A 19,672-nucleotide genomic window follows, 5' to 3' on the forward strand; every position below is an offset into this window, starting at 1 on the left:
CGATGTCACCACACCCAGGGGATGAGGCGGCGCCGGGACGCCGCGAAGTCGGAGTAGCCGGGCAGGGAGAACAGCATCCGTTCCTCGACCAGGACGCGCACCACGATGGCCGGCAGCAGCAGGACCACCAGCGCGGCGGCGCTCGCGGGGTTGAGGAAGTAGCCGACGAAGGCGAGGTGCGCGGCCGCCATGCCGACGTACGCGGGATGCCGCACCAGACGGTACGGGCCGGTGTCCACGATCCGGTGGTCACCGAGAGCCCGCACCCGGTGCGAGTAGAACCGCCCGAGGGCGCGGACCGCCGCCAGGCGCAAGGCGACGGCGCAGACGAAGGCCACCGGCAGGACGGGCATCCACGGCCGGTACCCGGACCAGTCCGTCGGTACCAGGCAAGCGGTCGCCACGGTGGCGGCCCGCGCCGCGCCGTAGGCGTAGACCGTGCCGCGGTCGGTCGTCGCCTCGGTGGCTCGCGAACTGCGCACCGTCGTCCAGCTCTCCAGCAGCAGCCACAGCAGGTACGACGCCGCGAGGGCGCATCCGACCCGGTGCGCCGGGTCGGACCAGCCGGCCGCCTCACGGACGGTGGCCACCGCCGTGGCCATGACGGACACGGTGAGCACGAACAGCGGAAATCTCCGCAGAAGCCATGTCATGGTCGACCTCCTGGCCGGGTCACGGGACGCGGTGCTCGGACGGTTCCGGCGACCGGCCGGCCTGATGGCGATCGGCCAGCCGCTGGACGACGGCGTCGCTTTGGGTCTCCTCGATCCGCTCGGCCGCGCCCTCCTCGTGGACCGACAGGCTCATGGAACCGGACGCGGTCGTGACGCCCGCCTGGAGGACGTCGCACTGCCCGTGGTAGCGCAGCACGTCCGGCCGCTTCCACACGGCCTCGTCGAGGTGATAGTCGATCTCGGCGTCCAGCGGGAGCAGGAAGCGGGAGAACGACACCTGAAGGGAGTTGATGAGGAACCGCGGAACGGGCTGCCCCGGCTTCAGCAGATACCTCTCGGCGACAGCCAGCGACATCTGCCGGACGGCCTCCGTCACCACCATTCCCGTGACATGGGTGCCGGTGGTGTGGTCGAGCACCATCTCGTGCGTGTTCGACAGGCGCAGCGCGGCCTGGTAGTGGGTGTCGCCGATCCGCCGCAGACCGGCGATCAGGACGTTCTCCTGACGGTGCTTGTGGACCTCACCGCGGCCGGCGAGCTCCGGTGGGACCGCGTCCCACAGCGCGGTCCCGGGCAGCCGGCAACGCTTCAGCTCCGCCCGTATGAGGTCCATCTCGTGCCGTTCGATGCCCTGTCCCGGGACGAGCGCCGGCAGCGGATCCCTCAGCAGCCCCGCTCGCAGGTCCGCTACGAGCCGGGACAACGACATGATGCCCCTCCGTGGCGGCCCCCCGGCCAAGCGGTCTCCGACGATGAACACGATCTCGTCGTTCATCCTGGTTTCCTTCCGTGGTGTGCCGGTCCGGCAAGTTCAGCGGGCGGCCTGAGTTGCGTCGGCCGGCCGCTCGGCGTCGACGATCCGCGACCGTCCTTCCTCACCCCGTGCGAGCGCGGCCAGAAGCTCCGCCGCCCCCTTCCCGCGGGGACCCGCGGCGGAGTCGTCCAGCTCGCGCAGCGCCGCGACGACCGCGCAGAGCTCCTCGGCGAGTTCGGTCAGCACCCGCCCGACGGGGCCCGCATTCGAGCCGATGATGTCGGCCCACAGCGCGGCGTCTCCCGCCGCGATGCGGGTCGCGTCCCGCAGCCCCTTGCCCACCAGCCGCAGCTGTGCCGTCTCGGCACCGAGCAGCCGGCCGGCCAGCAGGCTCGCCACCATGTGAGGGGCATGCGAGGTCAGGGCGACCGCCCGGTCGTGCTCGGCGTGCCCCATGATCACCGGCCGGCCGCCGCACAGCTCGATCAGCTCGGTGGCGTGGTGCAGGGCCTCGGCGCGGGAGAACGCGGAGGGGGTGAGCACCCACGTACGGCCGTGGAAGAGGTCCGCGCGGGCGGCCAGCGGGCCCGACAACTCCCGCCCCGCCATGGGGTGCCCGCCGACGTAGGCCGTCAGGTCGCAGCCGGCCGACGCGGCGTCCATCAGGGGGCGCGTCTTGACGCTGGCCACGTCGGTGAAGAAGCGTGCCAGCCCGATGTCCTGATACTCCTTGAGCACCGACGCCGTATGCGCGGGCGGCACCGCGACGACCGCCAAGTCGACCGGGGCGCGCGGGGTGGCGGCGAGGCCGGCGCCCAGGGCCGCGGCGGTCCTGGCCGCCTCCGGATCCCGGTCCACGAGGTAGGTGGTGACCCCCTGGCCGGTGAGGGCGAGCGCCACCGAGGTGCCGATGAGGCCGGTTCCGATCACTGCCGCGCTACGCATGGCCGCCACCCTTCCCGTCCCGCATCGTCCACGCCGCCGCGTCCGGAGCGAGCGCGGCGCCGCCCGGCGGCCCCGGCTCGCTGGTCAGCAGGACGGTGTGGCCCTCGGGCAGCGGGACGTTGCGGTCCGAGAGGTTCACCACGCACACCACGTCACCGCGCCGGAAGGCGAGCACGCCGGGGCGGCCGGGCAGCCACTCCAGCGGCGCGCCGTGCAGCGCGGGCAGCGCCCGACGCAGGCGCAGCGCCTCCCGGTACAGCTCCAGCGTCGATCCGGCCGCGCCCTCCTGCGCCTCGACGGTGAGCTCCGCCCACCCCTTCGGCTGCGGCAGCCACGGCTCGGTGTCCTCACCCGTGAAGCCGTACGGCGGGGCGGCACCGCTCCACGGCAGCGGCACCCGGCACCCGTCGCGCCCCGGGTCCTGGCCGCCCGAGCGGAAGTGCATCGGATCGCGCAGCCGGTCCGCCGGAATGTCCTCGACCTCCGGCAGGCCCAGCTCCTCGCCCTGGTAGAGGTAGACGGATCCCGGCAGGGCGAGGGTGAGCAGCGCGGCGGCCCTGGCGCGGCGGGTCCCCAGGTCGAGATCCGTCGGCGTGCCGTGGGCCTTGGCGGCGAAGTCGAAGCCGGTGCCGGTCCGACCGTAGCGGGTGACGGTGCGCGTCACGTCGTGATTGCACAGCACCCAGCAGGCGGGGGCGTCGCCGTGCGCTGCGAGCGTGGCGTCGACGCAACGGCGCAGCTGTTCGGCGTCCCAGGGACTGCGCAGGAAGTCGAGGTTGAAGGCGGTGTGCAGCTCGTCGGGGCGCAGATAGCGGGCGAAGCGCCCGGGTTCGTGCAGCCACATCTCGCCGATGAGCGCACGGTCGCCGGGATAGGAGTCGGTGATCCGCCGCCAGGACCGGTAGAGGCCGTGGAGTTCCTCGCGGTCGGCGTACGGGTGCGAGGGGTCCTCCGGGGCGAGGCCCGGGTCGGCGAGGTCGGGCAGGGCCGGGTCCTTGGCGAGCAGGGTCGCGGAGTCCACGCGTAGCCCTGCGACCCCGCGGTCCAGCCAGAACCGCAGGACCTCCTCGTGGGCGTCGCGCACCCGGGGGTGGCCCCAGTTGAGGTCGGGCTGGTCGGGGGAGAACAGGTGCAGATACCACTCGCCGGGTGTTCCGTCCGGCCCGGTGGTCCGCGTCCAGGCCGGGCCGCCGAACTCCGAACGCCAGTTGTTGGGCGGCTCCTGACCCGACGGGCCGCGCCCGGGACGGAAGTGGAACAGCGCGCGCTCCGCGGAGCCGGGAGGCGCGGCGAGCGCCGCGCGGAACCACGGATGGGCGCTGGAGACGTGATTCGGCACGATGTCCACGACCGTACGGATGCCGAGCTCAAGGGCTTCGGCGATGAGCCGCTCGGCCTCGTCGAGGGTGCCGAACAGCGGGTCGACACCGTGGTAGTCCACGACGTCGTAGCCGCCGTCGGCCATGGGCGAGGGGTACCACGGCGTAAACCACAGGGCGTCGACGCCGAGCCGCGCCAGATACGGCAGCCGGGCCCGGACCCCGGCGAGGTCGCCCGTGCCGTCCCCGTTGCCGTCGGCGAAGCTGCGCAGGTAGATCTCGTAGATCACCGCACTCCGCCACCAGGCCCGGTCCTGGGGCACGGACTGTACGGAGCGCGCGGGTCGCGCCGTTCGTGCCGTCACGGCTGCCCCGCCCGGGCCGGTTCCGCGAGGGACAGCTCCGCCAGGTCCACCACGGTCAGGTCGGGCAGTACGCGGTGGGCGAGCGAGTAGTCGCAAGAACTCGTCAGCGGGGTGGGAACGGCCAGTACCGTCATGCCCGCCGCCCGGGCCGCCGCGACGCCGCTCACCGAGTCCTCGAACACGACGCAGCGCCGCGGCGCCACCGAAAGCCGCGCGGCCGTCTCCAGGTACACAGCGGGGTCGGGCTTCCGTCGCGGTACCTGGTCACCGGTGACGACCGTCGCGAAGCTGCCGTCCAGTTCGTAGTGGCGCAGCCAGCGCCGCACCCAGCCCTCGTCCGCCGCCGAGGCGACCGCGAGCGGCAGGCCCGCGGCCCGCAGGGCGGCGAGCAGTTCGCGGACTCCCGGCATCAACCGTACGTTCTCGGGGGTGAAGTGCTCGGCCCACAGCGCATCCAGCCGCTCTTGGAGCTGTGCGTCGGTACGGGTGACGGCCCCGGCGGAGTTCCGCAGCATGGCGAACAGCAGGGGGTGCGCGTCGGGGCTGCCGCAGACCTCCCGCGCCCACCGCCCCTGGGGGAGTTCCGCGCCGTGCTCCCGGAACAGGGCGGAGCAGGCGAGGAAGTGGGGGCGGATCGAGTCGACCAGCACTCCGTCGTGGTCGAAGACGATGGCCTGGATCGCTGGGTCCATGTCCGTCAGGAACCTTTCTCGGGTACGTCAGGGGCGGGGGAGCGGGTTCACGGCTGTGGCCGCGGCACCTCGCGGATCACGCGGGCGGGGTTGCCCGCCGCGATCACGTCGGCCGGCAGGTCCTTCGTGACCACGCTTCCGGCGCCGACGACGGTCCGTTCGCCGATGGTCACCCCCGGCAGCACGATCACCCCGCCGCCGAGCCACACGTCGTCCCCGATGGTGATCGGCCGGGCCCGCTCCCACATGGCGCTCCGCCGCCCGGGGTCGAGGTCGTGGTCGGCGGTGTAGAGCTGGCACCTGGGCGCCAGCCAGACCCGCGAACCGAGCACGATCGGCGCGCAGTCCAGGAGCACGGCGTCGAAGTTGATCCTGGTCTCGGCGCCCAGCTCGATGAAGAAGCCGAATTCGCACAGGAACCGGGGCATCACCCAGCCGCCGGGCCCGACCCGGCCGAGCAGCTCGTGAAGGATCGGCTGCCGGGCCTCGTCGTCGGTGAGTGCCGTCGCGTTGAACGCGTCCAGGAGCCGGGCACAGCGCTCCCGGTAGGGCAGGAGGGCCGGCTCCGTGGACACGTACGGCAGCCCGCCGGCCATCCGGGCCTTGAGCGCGGCCAGTTGTTCCCGCTCATCGGTCGCTTGCACGTCATCGTCCATGGAGATGCCTTTCCTCAGGTCCGGTTACCGGGGGCGGAGCCGGAGGGTGATCGGCCGGTGGTCGGAGGCGCCCGGCCGCCCGTCGTGCGGGAGCAGCCGGGGGTCGTCCACCGCCTGGTACGAGGCCAGCGCCCCGGTCAGGGCCGGCGACAGCAGGAACACGTCGATGCGGCGCGGCGCCTGGCCCGGCGGGTGGTGCCCGAAGGTCGGCGAGCGATCTCGCGCATGGGCTCCCGCGTCGACGAACAGCGGGTCCTCGGCCTCGCCCAGCAGCCGCCGCAGCGGAGCGCGGTCGGCGTGCTTCTCGCCGGGCCACCGGTGGTCGTCGCGGCGGTGGCGGGGCACGGTCGTCCAGTCCGGCTCCGGATCGTCCGGCGGGAGGGAGTTCGCGTCCATGGCCAGGACCGTGGGGGCCGGCGCGCCGGGGTTCGCGTACTGGCGCAGCCGGTCGGACTCGATCCGCCGGTTGGTGGGGCTGAACGGGTCCAGATGGGCCACGACGAACCGCAGCTCGTGCGACCACCCGGGCAGCCGCAGCGTGACGCTGCCGTGGCCGTGCCACGGGGCGAGGTCGTGCGGTGTCCGCTCGGTCTCCACCGGTTCGATGTCCCGCTGCCAGAAGATCGCCTGATGGCAGCCGGTCTTCGCGGTGAACAGCGCGCCGTCCATGCCGAACCCGGCCTTGGCGTCCTCGAAGAACCGCCCCCCGTCCCGGTCCCAGCCCCACCCCTCGGTGGTCATCAGCACCCGGGGCCGGTGTTCCGCGACGATGTCCCGCTGGAGCAGCCAGCGTTCGTCCCGGCCTTCCAGCCGGTCGATGCCCGCCTCGTACAGGTTCCAGAACATGACGAGGTCGCTCGCGGCGGCCGTCGCCGGCCGTATCCCCGCCCCGCTCACTTGAATCCGATGATCATGGATTCCGGACCGTCCAGGTGTTCCACGCGGGTGTCCCGGAAGCCCGCCTCACGCAGCCATTCCAGGCACTCGGGGCCGGTGTAGTCGAAGCCGCCGGGGACCTCCACGTGCATCATGAGGCTGAGGATCAGCCCGACCGCGTTGCTCCGCCGGTCGCCGTCGATCAGCGTCTCGTAGATCAGCACGGCCCCGCCCTCCGGCAGCGCCCGGTACGCCTTGTCCAGCAGCAGCCGCTTCTCCTCCAGCCCCCAGTTGTGCAGGACGTGCCCGAACACCAGCACGTCGGCCGAGGGCAGTTCGTCGCGGAAGAAGTCCCCGGGCCTGAAGCTCATCCGGTCGGCGAGCCCGAGCGCGCCGGTGTACTCCTCGAACCCCTCGCGGGCCTGCGGCAGGTCGAAGCCGACCGCGGTCAGATGCGGGTGGCGCAGCAGGATCCGGCCGGGCAGCGCGCCCTCGGAGGCACCGATGTCGGCGAGCGTGCGGTAACGGTCCCAGGGGAAGCGCTCCGCGATCACCCGCGCCGAGCCGATGCTCAGCGCCGTCATGTCCCGCTGGAAGGCGCGGACCGAGTCCGACGTCGCGTACATGTCGGCGTAGAAGTCCCGGCCGGTACGGGCCCCGCGCAGCGCCTCGCCGGTCCGCAACACCCCCGTCAGGTCGTCGGCCAGGCCCGCGCACTGGGCCAGGTAGCTGTCGCCGAGATAGGTGGCGGGCTTGCCCGCGTCCAGGTATTCGTCGGCCGCGGGGGTGTTGGCGTAGACATCGCCGGTGCGGTCCAGCAGGTCGAGCGCCACCAGAGCGTCCAGGAAGTCCCCGACGGCGCCGGGGCCGAGACCGAGCCGGCCGGCCAGCTCATCTCCGCGCAGCGGCTCCTTGGCCAGCTCGGTGAAGACGCCCAGCTCGATGGCGCTGAGCATCGTCTTGGTCTTCCAGTACGCCCAGAACAACTCGGTGACGGGCTGCGGTGAGGTCATGTCCTTACCTTCTGGTCGGGTCGGTCGGCGGGGTTCGGGCCGGCGACGGTCGGTTCCGCCCGCCGGGCCAGGACGACGGCGGTCGTGACGACCAGGCCGCACAGCAGGGTGAGAGTGGCGATCGACAGCGGAATCGACACGGCTGCCCGGGCCGGGCCGGCGAACAGGCCCAGTAGGGGCGGCAGGGCCGCGCTGCCGATCAGGTTGGTCAGCAGCAGTACGGCGCTGACACGCTCCGGTGGGAGCGGCAGGGCGGCGGTGGCCCAGACGAGCACGGTCGGGAAGACCGTGCCCAGCGCGAACCCGGCCAGCCCGTAACCCGCCGGTGCCCACCGGCCGTCGAGCGTGGTGAGGAGCAGGCCGGTGGCGGCGAGCAGGCAGAGCAGGACCAGCCGCGGTGGGGCCAGCCGGTACGTCACGGGCGGCAGCACCACCCGGCCGGCGGTGAGGCCCGCCCAGAACAGCGCGGTGAGCCCGGCCGCCTCCCCGGCGGAACGGCCCGCGGCCTCCAGGTGGGTGGACTCCAGCGCGCCGATACCGGCCTCCACGCCCGCGTACAGGAAGGCCACGGCCGCGAACACGGACAGCAGGGGCAGGCCCCGGCGCCCGGCCGGTGCGTCGGTGCCGGTACCGTCCGTGGGCGCGGTGCCGGGGCCCGCCGTGCCGAGGCGCCGGGCCGGCCAGGCGAGCGGCGCTGTCAGCCCCGCCGTCACCAGCAGCAGCCACGACACCTCACCGAACCGCCCCACCAGCAGCGGTCCCACGGTGGCGCCCGCGCCGAAGCACGCGTGCAGCAGATTCATCAGCAGCAGCCCGCGCCGCCCCGGGAAGCGGCCGAAGAAGGCGTTCAGATACAGCAGCAGCCCGCCGAAGCCGAAGCCCGTCGCCGTGGCGAACGCGTTCAGCAGCCACCAGATGGGCGCGAGCGCCATCCCCGCGCAGCCGCCCGCGAACGCGGCCAGCAGGGCGAGGACCGGGCGCCCGGTGGTGGACCGCCCGGCGCCGGTACGGCCGCCAAGACCGCACGCGGCGACCCCGGCGAGCGCACCCAGGTTGTACAGCCCGACCAGCTCGGCCCCGCTCCCCTCGGGCAGCCCGTACGCGGACCTGAGCAGCGGCAACGCCGCTCCCAGCGCAGCGGTGACCACGCCCAGCAGCAAGGACAGCACCAGCGGGGCCACGACGAGTACCCGGGCGGGTGCGGCGGGCGGCACCGGCATGGTCACCTCCGGTCGGGCAGGGCCGTGGGGCGGAGACTGACCGGGGCGAAGACGGCCGAGGCGGAGGGGGTGAACGGAGCCTGGACGAAGAGCCCCAGCCGCAGCTCCGGCTCCGAGAAGCCGAAGAACGTTCGTACGAACCGCCAGTCGTCGTCGGGCGCCTCACGGAAGAACACCGCCTGCCGGGGCCCCTCGCGGGTCACCAGCAGCTCCGCCTCGGGACCGGCCAGCGCCGGCCCCAGAGCCTCGTCGGACACCGGCCGGGACAGCACGGTGACCACCGCCCAGCCACCCGCCTTGACCCGCTCCACGCAGACCTTGAACCAGCCCTCGGGGCCGTGCAGGGCGATCCCGCCCGCGTCGCCGAACGCGGCGCCGTCGACCGAGATCCGGGTCCAGGCGGTGAAGTCGCCCCGGATCGTGCGCTGGAGCAGCGGCAGTCCGCTCGCCTCGTGGGCGCCCGGCATGGCGAACAGATCGGCCCCACCTGGCGCGGTGATCTCCAGTGACCCGCCGGTACGCGAGCAGGAGAGCGGCTCGGCCGACCAGCTCCAGCCCTCGTCGAAGCCGAACACGACCTCCGGCTGTGCGGCGCCCGTGGGCTGCGTCGCCGTCATGCCGTCATCCCGCCGTCGACGCTGATCGCCTGGCCGGTGACCTTCTTCGCCGTGGCCAGGAAGACCACCAGCTCCGCGATGTCCTCGGGAGTCTGGAACTCCCGCTGGGGAATCATGGTGCGCATCCGCTCCCAGCACTCGTCCTCGGTCTCGCCGGGCCGGACGAACGCCGACAGGAGATAGCTCCACATATTGGTCCGGATCATCCCGGGGCAGATCGCGTTGACCCGGATGCCGTCGCGGGCCACCTCCAGGGCGAGCGAGGAGGAGAAGCCGATCACCCCGAACTTCGCGGCGCAGTAGTGCGCCACCTTGGCGAAGCCGCTGCGCCCCGACACCGAGGAGAAGTTGATGATCGCCCCGCCGCCGGAGTCGCGCAGCAGCGGCACGGCGTGCTTGGAGGACAGGAAGACGCCGTCCAGATTGCCGGACACCACCTGCTGGAACTCCGTGAGCTCCATCTGCTCCACCGGGCTGACATGGGTCACCCCGAAGGCATTGACGACCACGTCGAGCCGCCCCGGCCCGCCTGCCAGCGACCCGTACAGCTCGCGCACCGCGGCCTCGTCAGTGGCATCGACCTCCGCCGCGGTCACCCGCAGCCCCGCCTCGCTCAGCCGGGCCGCCAGCTTCTGGGCGTCGGCGAACCCGCTCACCCGTGTGGACCGGTAGTGGTTGAACGCCGAGGGCAACTGGTCGGTGTCGGCCACCACCACGGTCGCGTCCTGCCGGGCCAGCGCCTCCACCGCGGCGGCTCCGATGCCCCGGCCCCCGCCGATGACCAGCGCGACCTTGCCGACGAGCCCCGTCCCTGTCCCCGAATCGGTCCCGGTCCCGCGTTCCGTCGTCGTCATGCCGTCATGTCCTTCCGATGCGTCGTGCTTACGGGCTCCGGCGTCAGGCCGTAGTCGAGCGGGGGCAGCACCAGGGCGTCCAGGAGCCGGGGGAAAGCCCGGTAGTCCGCCAGATTGCGGCTTCCTTCGGTGATCAGCCGCCGCAGCTCCCGCCGGTCCTGCCCCGCCTCCTCCGGCAGGGCGTCCACCGCGGACAGCAGGCCGTCGTCCCGGTGCCGGAAGAAGTCGGTGAAGATCTGCTCGGACCGTGCCAGCGCCCGGTCCAGGTCGACGCCCTTCCGCCGCTCCACCGTCAGCCGATCGGTCAGCCGCGCGTCGTGGGCGATCTCCTGTCGCACCGCCTCGCCGGACAGCGCCCGCAGGAACGTCCGGTCCTGGTACGGCGACTCGGCGATCACATCCGCGGGTTCGAAGTCGCGGGCGCGCAGCTTGTCCACGAGGGCGTCCTCGTCGACCCGGCCGAGCGCCTCGACCCTGCTCATGGAGAACGCGGTCCCGGTGTCGAGCACCGTCGGCACCAGATTGCGCGCGGGCAGCAGTTCGACGGCCGGGCCGATGTCGGCGCCCAGTACCGGAATCCCGTGGGCGAGCGCCTCCAGCACCACCCTGCCGAGCGTCTCCCGCGACGCCGTGCTCGGGAACAGCAGCACGTCTATCTGCGAGAAGAACCCGGCGAGTTCGGTCTGCCCCAGGACGCCGAGCATCCGGACGGCATCCGGCTCGACCCCCTGCCGGCCCAGCTCCGCCAGCACCGCATCGGTCTCCCAGCGGGGATGGTTCGGCTTGCCCGCGCACAGCAGACTGACGCGCCCCGGGCTCGCCCGGTGGCAGCGGGCGAAGACCGACAGCACCTGGTCGAAGTTCTTCGCCAGGGACAGGGCACCGAGATAGCCGATGCGCAGCGGCTCGTCGGGCGTCGGTATCCGGGCCCGGGGAAGCCGGGGCAGCCGGTCGAGCATGGGGTAGGCGACCGCCGAGTTGTCCTCGGTGACCGACGCCAGATGCCGGATGAACAGCCGGCGCGTGTACTCGGTCGGGAACAGCACCAGGTCACCGGGGCGCAGCAGCGGCGCGCACAGCTCCTCCTGCGCCCAGTAGCCGGACCACAGCGCCGTGTGCACCTCGCGGACGATCCGGAAGCGGCCCTTCGTACGCTCCCGCCACAGGTGGTGCAGGAAGGCGTACGGACCTGCCCCGGCGTACACCACCTCGCCCGGCGCGGCCGATGCGACACTCTCGGCGCCGCGGGTCAGATCGTGCCAGGCCACGCTCCGGTGGCCGGCCAGCAGTTCGGCCACCTCACGATGCATGAGGATGGCGCCGTCGACGATGCCCGAGGTGTCCGGCGCCCGGTAGTCATGCGCGTGCAGCCGCACGGCGGACCTCCTCCCTGTGACGGTCCCCGCCGTCCGTGTCGGACGGCCTTCCGCCGAGCAGTTCGCGCAGCTGCGCCGGGCTCATCCGGTGCAGCCGGAGCTGCTTGTCGTGCACGCGGTTGGCGATGTCCCGCTGTACGCCGTGCACCTCGGCCGGGAGCAGGTACTTCGTGCGCAGCCGCTCGCCGAAGCCGCCGTGCGCCCCGTTGTACTCGATGGCCAGCAGCCGTTCGCTGCCGCGCAGGCGCGCGACGGTCTCCGCGTCGAGCTCGGGGTCGAGCGCCGCGCAGTGCAGGTGCGGCAGGCGGAGGTCCCGGTTGGCCTCCGCGACGAGTACGGTCGCGTAGCCGAAGGTGACCAGGGCGGTCCCCAGGTCACCGGGGGCGGGCGGGGTGATCCACACTCCGCCGTCCACGTCGGCGGAGCAGTCCGCCCCGGGTGGGTCGAACTTCGCGTCGACCGTGCTGAGGACGTGCGTGGTGTCCGGGTTGCGGTCCAGCCGGTCCAGGCAGGCGTCGAACTCCGCCTCGGTCACCGGCTCGTAGACGCGGGTGTTCATCACCAGGCCGAGCAGGTTCGCGGCGTTGTGCGCGCCGCCCCAGGCCCCCCAGCTGCGCCCGGCCAGCACCAGCAGATTGCGCACGCTGGTGGTCGCCTCGGTGAGCATGCTGAGCGAGTCCATGTAGTACATCGCGTCGGTGGCGACCACCTTCAGCGTCCGCTCGGGCAGCGCGAGGGTCAGGCCGAGGCTGAGCGTCTCCGCGAGCCCGGTGTTGGTGTACGGCACCTTGCCGCGCAGCCCGAAGCGGTTCGCCATGTCGGGGGTGAACACCGCGAGTTCCCGGCCGGTGCGCTCCTGGCGGTCGGCCAGCATCCGTCCGGTGGTCGCGGCGAAGGACACCTTGGCGGGCTTCGCCGGTGCGGCCGAGCCCTCGGCCGGCTTCGGCTTGAAACTGTGGTCGCCCTTGCGGGTCCGGCACACCAGCGCCGCCGACGCCGGAGCGGCCAGCAGTTCGCCGAGCGAGTCCGCGACGGCCTCCGCGTCCAGACCGTCGACCTCCTTGACGCGGTGCAGATAGCTGGCCAGGTAGTCGCGGCTGAGCGGCCTCGGGAGCGGCTCGATGCCCTTGTCGTTGGCGTCCACGACCAGGACCAGATTGGTCAGACCCGCGTCGTGGGCGAAGCGCAGGCACTCGAAGACCACGCCCTCCTGCAACTCGCCGTCGCCGGCCAGGCAGACCACCTTGCGGTCGTCGCCCCGCTCGGCCATCGCGCTCGCGAGACTCACCGCCTGCGCGACGCCCACACCGAGGCTGTACCGCATGGTGTTGCGGAAGCCGAGGTCCCGGTGGATCACCCCGGTCAGTCCGCCCTGGTGCAGGGTGGCCAGCGGGGTGAACGGGAAGGTGCCACGGACGTAGTGCTCGGCGTAGAAGCTCGGGGCGATGTGTCCCCGGCCGACGATCAGCTCGGCCGGGCCCCGGCCCTCGTCGGAGTCCGCGGATACGAGTCCGAGCTCGAAGCAGGCGCGTACGAGCGGCAGGGACGACAGGCAGCTCTGGTAGTTCCCCGAGCCCGCGATCTCGTGCATCCGCAGCAGGACCCGGGCGCTGTCGTCATGGACCCGCTCGGGAACGGCGGCCGCGAGCTTGCGCAGCGAGTCGAGCAGCGGACCACTGTAATCGCCCGCTTCCAGCTCGGCCAGTTCGCGCCGCACCACCTCGCTCTCCTCCGGCGTCAGCCGGGGCAGCGCGGCCCGACCCGGCTCGGCGAAGAGACTGCTCAGCCCGGTCATCGACCGCTCCCGCACACCTCGTCGAGGGCGGCGGCGAGGACGTGCAGCATCTCGTCCGCCTCGGTCTCGGTCGTCACGAAGGCGGGAGCCATGACGAACCAGTCGTCCTGGCCGCGGATGATCAGGCCGCGCCGCAGGCACGCCCGGGCGAACCGTTCGCCGATCGGCCGTTCGCCGCCGTCCTCCAGCAGTTTGACCCCGTACAGCAGTCCGATCGACCGCACGGTGCCGCGCCCGCCGACCAGCTCCCGCAGCCGCGGCTCGATGTACTCCGACAGCTTGCCGATCCGCACCGGGAAGTCGCCGTCCCGGAACAGGTTCACCGCGGCCAGACCCGCGGCCGAGGCCATGGGGTTGGCCGCGTACGTGTGCGAGGGGGCGAAGGCCAGCGGACCGCCGGAGTCACCGAGAATCGCGGCGATTCGCTCGGCCATCAGCACCGCGGCCAGCGGAGCGTAACCGCCGGATATGCCCTTGCCGACGCACATGATGTCCGGGGTGACGCCGAAGGTCTGGGCGGCGAACGGCTTTCCGGTGCGGCCGAATCCGGTGACGATCTCGTCGAAGACGAGCAGCACGTTGTGCCGGTCACAGATCTCCCGGAGCCGCGTGAGGTAGTCGGCCGACGGGATCGCCATGCCGCGCAGATGGATGACCGGCTCGATGACCAGGGCGGCCACCGAATCCGGCCCCTCGGCCTCGATCGTCCGCTCGATGATCGAGGCGGCCAGCGCTCCCGACTCCTCGGGCGGCACGCCCCAGAAGGACTCCAGGCAGTCCGGCGGCCAGACGTGGAGGAAGCCGCCCAGGCCCGGGCCGAAGCGCCCGACATCGGGACGCCCGGTCAGCGACAGCGAGCCGAAGGTGGCGCCGTGGTACCCGTGGTAGTGGCTGAGCACCTTGATCTTGTCGGGATTGCCGTGGTCGCGGTGGTAGAGCCGGGCCAGCCGGACCGCCGCCTCGACGCTCTCCGAACCGCCGTTGACCAGCTTGGCCGCCGTGATGCCGGGCGGCGCCAGGTCGACCAGGCCCCGGGCCAGCTCCAGCGCGGCGTGATTGGTGCCGTGCAGGGGTGGGTTGAAGGGGAGCGTCCGCAGCTGGTCCTCCACCGCCCGCGTGATGGGCTCGCAGTCGTAGCCGAAGCAGGTGACGAACACGCCCGACAGGCCGTCCAGATAGCTGCGGCCGCCGGCGTCCTGGAGCCGGATTCCCTTGCCGGAGGTGAAGAGCACCGCGTCCTCGGAGTGCGGGACCTCGAAGCAGTAGGCGGACAGGTCGGTCGGCCACGACGACAGCGTGGACTCTTGGACAGACATGAGGAACCTCTCTCTGTGAGGGGGGTGCCCCGACGCGCTCAGCGCGGGAGCGGAGAGACGAGGGACTGGTGGATCCGAAGCCTGCGCGGGGGTGCGAGCAGGTCGAAGTACTCGGTCCACGCAGGACTGAGGATGTCCCTGAGCAGGATGTCCTTGGCGATGTCGACGATCACCGGCAGCGAGTGGGCCATCAGGAGCGGCATCAACAGCCGCTCCTCGCCCGGTGCGAGCAGGCCGGCGGCCGTCGCCGCCTCCCGGAACGCGGCGAGGGAGCGGCGGCGGCCGGTCTCGCCGGCCACCCGCCCCGCCATCTCGGCCAGCCAGGCGAGGTCCAGCAGCCGGTCGCCGACGTGCAGATTGTCGAAGTCCAGCACGGCGACGACGTCAGGGTGATCGGCTTCGCCCTCACCGTCGCCCGTGGGGGAGAACAGGAAGTGGTGGTAGTGCAGATCGCCGTGCACCACCGCGGGCCTGGCGGGCTGCTCGCCCGCCGCGGCCGGTCCGGCCTCTCGCAGCAGCCGACCCGACGCGATGACGCCGCGCAGCGCCGAGGCGGCCGCCCGCCCCCAGCTGTCGCCGCGCCGCTCCGCGAGGGGCAGCAGCCGCTCCTCGGCGTCCCGCAGGGCGGACGGCCAGTGTTCCTCGTCGACCAGCCGGGGCAGCCGGATCGGGGCGAGCGTGTCCGCCACCCCGTTCGGCGGCCGGTCCAGGGCGCGGCGCAGCCCGAGCCCGGTGCGTACGACGGCGGCGGCCTGGGCGAGCGTCAGCTCGCCGGACGCGGCGCCCGGTGCGAGCGGAGCGAGTTCGCACACCAGCCCGTCGTGCCAGACGCTGGTGGCGCCGTCCGAGGCCGCCACCGCCGCCGGGGCGGGCACCCCGTGGCTGCGGCAGTGCGCGAGGACCTCTTCCTTGAGCGGATAGAACCGCGGCTCCCGTGCGGCGTCGGGATTCAGCTGGACCTTCAGTACGTAGCCTGCCTCGGGCCGTTCCACGTACCACAGGCCCGCGGTGTGACTGAGCGGCGCGGTGTCACCGGCCGAGAGCGGCCGCACGGGGACACCGGACCACCGCGGTCCCCAGCGGGTGGCGAGCACCTGGCGTACCCATCCCGCGCTCCCGGCCGCCTCCACGCGGGGCGGCACCGCAGCGGTCATCGGCGATCCCGCGGGCGCGGTGGCCGACCGGAGCTCCACGACGTGTGCATGGGACCCTCCCCTGGCTGAATCTGGTGGGTGGCGTTGGGCTGTGCAGCAATCCCAGCAAACGGTTCTGTCGTGGCTCTGTGGCGCACCTGTCGCGCTGCCGCCGCGGTCTGTGCTCGATCTGTTGTCCTATGAAGATGACTAGTCTTTTGTGGACGTTAGGATGCAACTACGGCATCGCGGGCGAGAGCTGGTCGCTCTGGACAGTGACGCTCTGGATACTGTTCGTATGTTCTTCCAGGTCCTGGGGCCGGTACAGATGCTGGTGCAGCACGGTGCCGCCCTCCCCCTTCGGGGCGCCCGGTTGTCGACACTGCTGGCCCTGCTGCTTGTCAATGCGCCGGCGGTGGTGAAGCGGGATGTTCTGATCGAGGAATTATGGGCCGGCAGACCCGTCAAGGACCCGGTCAACGCTTTGCACTTGCACATAGCCAAGCTGCGCGTCCTGCTGGGCAGGAACAGCGGCCTGCTGCAGACCCGGAAGGGCCTCGGATACCGCATGGGGCTCTCGGCGGACATGCTCGACGCGACCCGCTTCGCACGGCTCGCCGCCGAGGGCAACGACCACCTCGACCAAGGGCGCCCGGCCGACGCGGCGGCGGTGCTTCAGGAGGCACTGCGGCTGTGGCGGGGCCCGGCGCTGGAGGGCGCGGGCGACTCCGTGGCCATCGCCGGTGAGCGGGCGCGATTGCACGAACTGCGCCTCGTGGCATCCGAGCACCTCGCGGAGGCGCGGCTGGCCCAGGGGCAGCACGTCGCCCTGGTGCCCGAGCTGAAGGCGCTGGTCGCCGAGCACCCGCTGCGCGAGAGTCTGCGCGGGCTGCTGATGCGGGCGCTCTACGGAGCGGGCCACCAGGCCGAGGCGCTGGAGGTTTTCGACGCCACGCGCGGAGTACTCCGCGACGCGCTGGGAGTGAGTCCTTCCCCTCCCTTGCGCGCACTGCACGCCGCTTTACTGGCCCACGACACCCACGCACTGAACGCCCCGCGAAGGGGGCCCGCCGCCACGCCGCCGCCGCCGGGGCCCCGGAACGCCCCGAGCCGGGTGGTTCCCGGGTCAGGTTCCCGGACCACCGGTGAGGCGGGCCGGACGGGCGGACTCGTCCCGCCGCTCGACGCGTTCGTCGGACGGCGCGCGGACCTGGGGGCCATCACGGAAGCGGTGCGGCAGAACCGCCTGGTGACCGTGGTCGGTCCGGGCGGCGTGGGCAAGACCCGGATCGCCCTCCAGACGGCAGACAATCTGCGCGAGGAATTCCCGGACGGCATCTGCCTGGTGGAACTCGCCCCACTTCCCGCCGGCGCCGGCCCCGACCGGCTGGTCGCGGCGTTCGCCGAGGCGCTCGGCGTCCCGGATTCGCCCGACTGGATCCCTCAACTCGCGCGACTGAAAGCCGCGCTGGCCGGGAAGCGGATGCTCCTTGTGGTCGACACGTGCGAACACGTACGCCAGGGCGCGGCCCACACCGTCGACGCACTCATGCGCGGCTGCTCCGCTGTGACTGTGCTGGCCACGAGCAGGGAAGCGCTGGCCGTGCCCGGCGAAACGGCCTTCCCGCTGCGCCCGTTGCCGCTCGGCGAGGCGGTCGAGCTGTTCCGGGCCCGGATGACCGCGGCCACGCCGGACCTGGGGTGGGATGACGCCACGCGGGCGAGCGCGGCAGCGGTGTGCCGCCGGCTGGACTGCCTGCCGCTGGCCATCGAACTGGCTGTCGGCCGCACCCGCATGCTCACCGTCCCGGACATCGAGGCGCGGCTCGCCGACGGCCTCCATATCCTCGCTCAGACCCCGGTCCCCGCTCCCGAGCGGCATCGCAGTCTGTACGCGACGCTGGACTGGAGCCATGAACTCCTCGGCGCCGACGAGAAGCGGGTCTTCCACGACTTGTCCGTGCTCGTGGGCACCTGGGACCTCGACGCCGCGGAATACTTCTGCGCCGACACGACCCTGTCCGGCGCGGAGGTGGTCGACACCGTCGGCCGGCTGGTCGGCAAGTCGCTCCTGGCCCCCTTGCGGGGAGCGGGCAGCTCACGCTTCCGGATGCTGGAGACGGTGCGCATCTACGCGCATCAGCAGCTCGTGGCCTCCGGCCGCGAGGAGGAGGTCCGCACCCGCCTCGCGGCCTGGACCTCGACTCGACCCGAGTCGGCCGCCCGGAGCGGTCCCGAGCCCCACAGCGGTCGGCACCCCGCCCGGCCGACCGCACCGGCCCGGCGCGATGCCGTGTGGACCGCGAGAAGCCAGGGCACGTGCCGGAGCTGCTCTCTCACGAGCTGAGCGCACACAGCGGCTCTACGCGGCGCTGGAAGACCTGCCCTGCGCCTGAAGGGTGTCTTTATGCTGTACGGTCGTTGACCTGGGGCTTTGTGATCGTCCGCGTATGGGCATGATCAGTGATCGTGGGTCTGCGACTGCTCTACCTGATCTTCTGCCGGCTACTGGGCTGCCTCCTCTTGCTGGGCCGTTCGACCGCCGCGAACAACGCCGAGATCCTCGTGCTTCGCCATGGCTGGTCACCCCGGGAACGGTGCTGGCCTGGCACCGCCGTCTGGTGTGCTGGAAGTGGCGTCAGACGGCGATCGGACCCGGTCGGCCACCGCTGGCAGAGGAGATTGCGGCGCTGATCCAGCGCCTGGCTCGAGAGGACCCAACCTGGGGATACGTCAGAATCCAAGGTGAACTGCGACGGCTTGCCATCGGGTTGCTGCCGCCACGATCCGGCGCGTCCTGCGCCGCTCCGGTCTACCGCCCGCACCGCAGCGTGCATCCCAGCAGGCCTGGCGTACTTTCCTCCGTTCCCAGGCTCACACGCTTCTGGCCTGCGATTTCATGCCCATTCCCACGACCCGCTCGCAACAGCAAAACGGTCCGCCGGTAACCGACGGACCGTCATGCAAGATCGAGGCTAGCGGAGGTTAGCGAGAGACCAGGTAACTGCTTTATGCGGTTATTTTTTTTGGTGGCTCACCCTCTTTCGGGAACCTGTCAACGGGCTGACGGACGAGGTTTACGCAGGCAATTACGCAGGTAATAGCGAGGAAGAAGGGGATTGCACTTGCTTTCATGGTTCCCGAGACCACTACTTTAGGCTCCTGGACGGAGAAGGCGTCACCTGTCAGTATGGATACGTGAATGAGTTCGTCTTTGTGAGTGGTCGGCTGTGCCTCGATCTGGCGGGCACCATGCTGTGGCGGCGCAGCGTCCGCACCGAGTTGCTGGGTTCCCCCGATGACCTGCGGCGCTGGATCTGTTCGGCGGGCGTCGTGGATGATCCTGGTTCCGTGGACTCCCGAGGGCTGGAGCGAGTCCGTCGCCTGCGTGAGGCGGTCTATCTGTTGGTCGGCCACTGGCCCCTGGGCGACGATGCGGATACCGCCGTCAAGGATGCTCTTGCGGAGGTGAACGAAGCGGCCCGGCTTCCGCTGCCCAAGCGTCAGCTCGACGAGTCGGGTCGGGCGACGCGGACCGGCAGTGTCGACGAGGTCCTCGGTGCGGTTGGCTACGATGCCGTGGACTTGTTGAGCTCTTCCCAGTTCTCGCGGATGAGAGAGTGCGCCAACAACGATTGCACGCGCCTGTTCGTGGACTTGTCGCGCTCCGGTGCGCGGCGATGGTGCGGGATGGCGGAGTGCGGGAACAGGAACAAGGCCGCCACTTTCCGGAAGCGGCAGAAGCAGCAGTCTGCGGTGTGACCGGCGTCCGGGGATCGTCCTGATGCCTCGTCTTTCCTGACGACCGGAGACGAGGGGGCTGGCGCGCTAGCTCTTGGTGGCTTTGTAGCTGGTGCGGTCGATGCGGGGGCCTCGGGCCTGGTATTTGGAAATGGCGCGTTTGACGATCCGGGGCTGACGCGGAGCCCGTCGCTGGGGCGAGGCCGGTCAGGACGTGTCGGCTGATGGTGCCCGGCCAGGATCGATGAGTGCCGACGATGACGCCTGTGGCCAGGATGACGTGGTCGCGGGCGGCCTGCCAGCGGATGCTGAAGCCTGCCCGATCC

17 protein-coding genes and 1 pseudogene are annotated in these 19,672 nt (G+C 71.9%); 3 read left to right on the forward strand and 15 right to left on the reverse strand.

Features of this window, described 5'->3' with window-relative positions; translation table 11 throughout:
- Positions 1 to 5: 5 nt before the first annotated feature.
- Genes EEJ42_RS04410 through EEJ42_RS04480 form a run of 15 tightly spaced genes read right to left on the reverse strand, consistent with a single transcriptional unit; the run spans position 6 to position 15,626 of the window.
- The gene (locus EEJ42_RS04410; RefSeq protein ID WP_123098693.1) at positions 6 to 653 is read right to left on the reverse strand and encodes a methyltransferase family protein; all 648 of its coding nucleotides are present in this window, start codon (positions 651 to 653) and stop codon (positions 6 to 8) included.
- A 19-nt stretch (positions 654 to 672) separates the two neighbouring features.
- Entirely contained in the window at positions 673 to 1,449 is a 777-nt protein-coding gene (locus tag EEJ42_RS04415; protein ID WP_123098694.1) for an AfsA-related hotdog domain-containing protein, read from the reverse strand.
- Positions 1,450 to 1,485: 36 nt separating this feature from the next.
- A complete protein-coding gene (locus EEJ42_RS04420; RefSeq protein ID WP_123098714.1) occupies positions 1,486 to 2,373 on the reverse strand; it encodes a prephenate dehydrogenase in 888 nt (295 codons plus the stop codon).
- Complete coding sequence (locus tag EEJ42_RS04425) at positions 2,366 to 4,015, reverse strand: glycoside hydrolase family 13 protein (RefSeq protein WP_184502925.1); 1,650 nt, start codon at positions 4,013 to 4,015, stop codon at positions 2,366 to 2,368. The genes EEJ42_RS04420 and EEJ42_RS04425 overlap by 8 nt, the downstream gene beginning before the upstream one ends.
- A 38-nt stretch (positions 4,016 to 4,053) precedes the next feature.
- Positions 4,054 to 4,749 carry an HAD family hydrolase gene (locus EEJ42_RS04430; RefSeq protein WP_123098696.1) on the reverse strand — a complete coding sequence of 232 codons (696 nt, stop codon included), beginning with the start codon at positions 4,747 to 4,749 and terminating at the stop codon, positions 4,054 to 4,056.
- A gap of 47 nt (positions 4,750 to 4,796) precedes the next feature.
- Positions 4,797 to 5,405: a sugar O-acetyltransferase gene (locus EEJ42_RS04435; protein WP_123098697.1), complete on the reverse strand. Its 609-nt coding sequence runs from the start codon at positions 5,403 to 5,405 to the stop codon at positions 4,797 to 4,799.
- A 24-nt stretch (positions 5,406 to 5,429) separates the two neighbouring features.
- The gene (locus EEJ42_RS04440) at positions 5,430 to 6,251 is read right to left on the reverse strand and encodes an endonuclease/exonuclease/phosphatase family protein (protein ID WP_123098715.1); all 822 of its coding nucleotides are present in this window, start codon (positions 6,249 to 6,251) and stop codon (positions 5,430 to 5,432) included.
- A gap of 47 nt (positions 6,252 to 6,298) precedes the next feature.
- The gene (locus EEJ42_RS04445) at positions 6,299 to 7,294 is read right to left on the reverse strand and encodes a methyltransferase (protein ID WP_123098698.1); all 996 of its coding nucleotides are present in this window, start codon (positions 7,292 to 7,294) and stop codon (positions 6,299 to 6,301) included.
- Entirely contained in the window at positions 7,291 to 8,514 is a 1,224-nt protein-coding gene (locus EEJ42_RS04450; RefSeq protein WP_246096041.1) for an MFS transporter, read from the reverse strand. Before EEJ42_RS04450 ends, EEJ42_RS04445 begins: the two co-directional genes overlap by 4 nt.
- Before the next feature lie 2 nt (positions 8,515 to 8,516).
- Positions 8,517 to 9,131 (reverse strand): DUF1349 domain-containing protein, encoded by a 615-nt coding sequence (locus EEJ42_RS04455; RefSeq protein ID WP_123098700.1) that lies wholly within the window; start codon positions 9,129 to 9,131, stop codon positions 8,517 to 8,519.
- On the reverse strand, positions 9,128 to 9,985 hold the full coding sequence (locus EEJ42_RS04460) for an SDR family NAD(P)-dependent oxidoreductase (protein ID WP_246096042.1): 858 nt from the start codon (positions 9,983 to 9,985) through the stop codon (positions 9,128 to 9,130). The genes EEJ42_RS04455 and EEJ42_RS04460 overlap by 4 nt, the downstream gene beginning before the upstream one ends.
- Positions 9,982 to 11,361 carry a glycosyltransferase gene (locus tag EEJ42_RS04465; RefSeq protein ID WP_123098701.1) on the reverse strand — a complete coding sequence of 460 codons (1,380 nt, stop codon included), beginning with the start codon at positions 11,359 to 11,361 and terminating at the stop codon, positions 9,982 to 9,984. The genes EEJ42_RS04460 and EEJ42_RS04465 overlap by 4 nt, the downstream gene beginning before the upstream one ends.
- Positions 11,342 to 13,156, reverse strand: a complete 1,815-nt coding sequence (locus tag EEJ42_RS04470; protein ID WP_123098702.1) for a 1-deoxy-D-xylulose-5-phosphate synthase N-terminal domain-containing protein — start codon at positions 13,154 to 13,156, stop codon at positions 11,342 to 11,344. The genes EEJ42_RS04465 and EEJ42_RS04470 overlap by 20 nt, the downstream gene beginning before the upstream one ends.
- Positions 13,153 to 14,472: an aminotransferase family protein gene (locus EEJ42_RS04475; protein ID WP_123098703.1), complete on the reverse strand. Its 1,320-nt coding sequence runs from the start codon at positions 14,470 to 14,472 to the stop codon at positions 13,153 to 13,155. The genes EEJ42_RS04470 and EEJ42_RS04475 overlap by 4 nt, the downstream gene beginning before the upstream one ends.
- 38 nt (positions 14,473 to 14,510) lie before the next feature.
- Positions 14,511 to 15,626, reverse strand: coding sequence for a phosphotransferase (locus tag EEJ42_RS04480; protein ID WP_246096043.1), 1,116 nt, complete (start codon positions 15,624 to 15,626; stop codon positions 14,511 to 14,513).
- Between the two features lie 277 nt (positions 15,627 to 15,903).
- Between EEJ42_RS04480 and EEJ42_RS04485 the strand changes: the two genes are divergently transcribed.
- From EEJ42_RS04485 to EEJ42_RS04495, 3 genes and pseudogenes are all read left to right on the forward strand, one after another.
- On the forward strand, positions 15,904 to 17,952 hold the full coding sequence (locus EEJ42_RS04485; protein WP_184502927.1) for an AfsR/SARP family transcriptional regulator: 2,049 nt from the start codon (positions 15,904 to 15,906) through the stop codon (positions 17,950 to 17,952).
- A 122-nt stretch (positions 17,953 to 18,074) separates the two neighbouring features.
- Positions 18,075 to 18,519 (forward strand): annotated as a pseudogene (locus tag EEJ42_RS54145) (IS3 family transposase); the annotation flags it as partial.
- 284 nt (positions 18,520 to 18,803) lie between these two features.
- Positions 18,804 to 19,367, forward strand: coding sequence for a CGNR zinc finger domain-containing protein (locus EEJ42_RS04495; protein WP_123098705.1), 564 nt, complete (start codon positions 18,804 to 18,806; stop codon positions 19,365 to 19,367).
- The last annotated feature ends 305 nt before the right edge of the window (positions 19,368 to 19,672 follow it).

Origin of the sequence: Streptomyces botrytidirepellens (assembly GCF_003721215.1) — a bacterium.
Classification (GTDB): Bacteria; Actinomycetota; Actinomycetes; order Streptomycetales; family Streptomycetaceae; genus Streptomyces; species Streptomyces himastatinicus.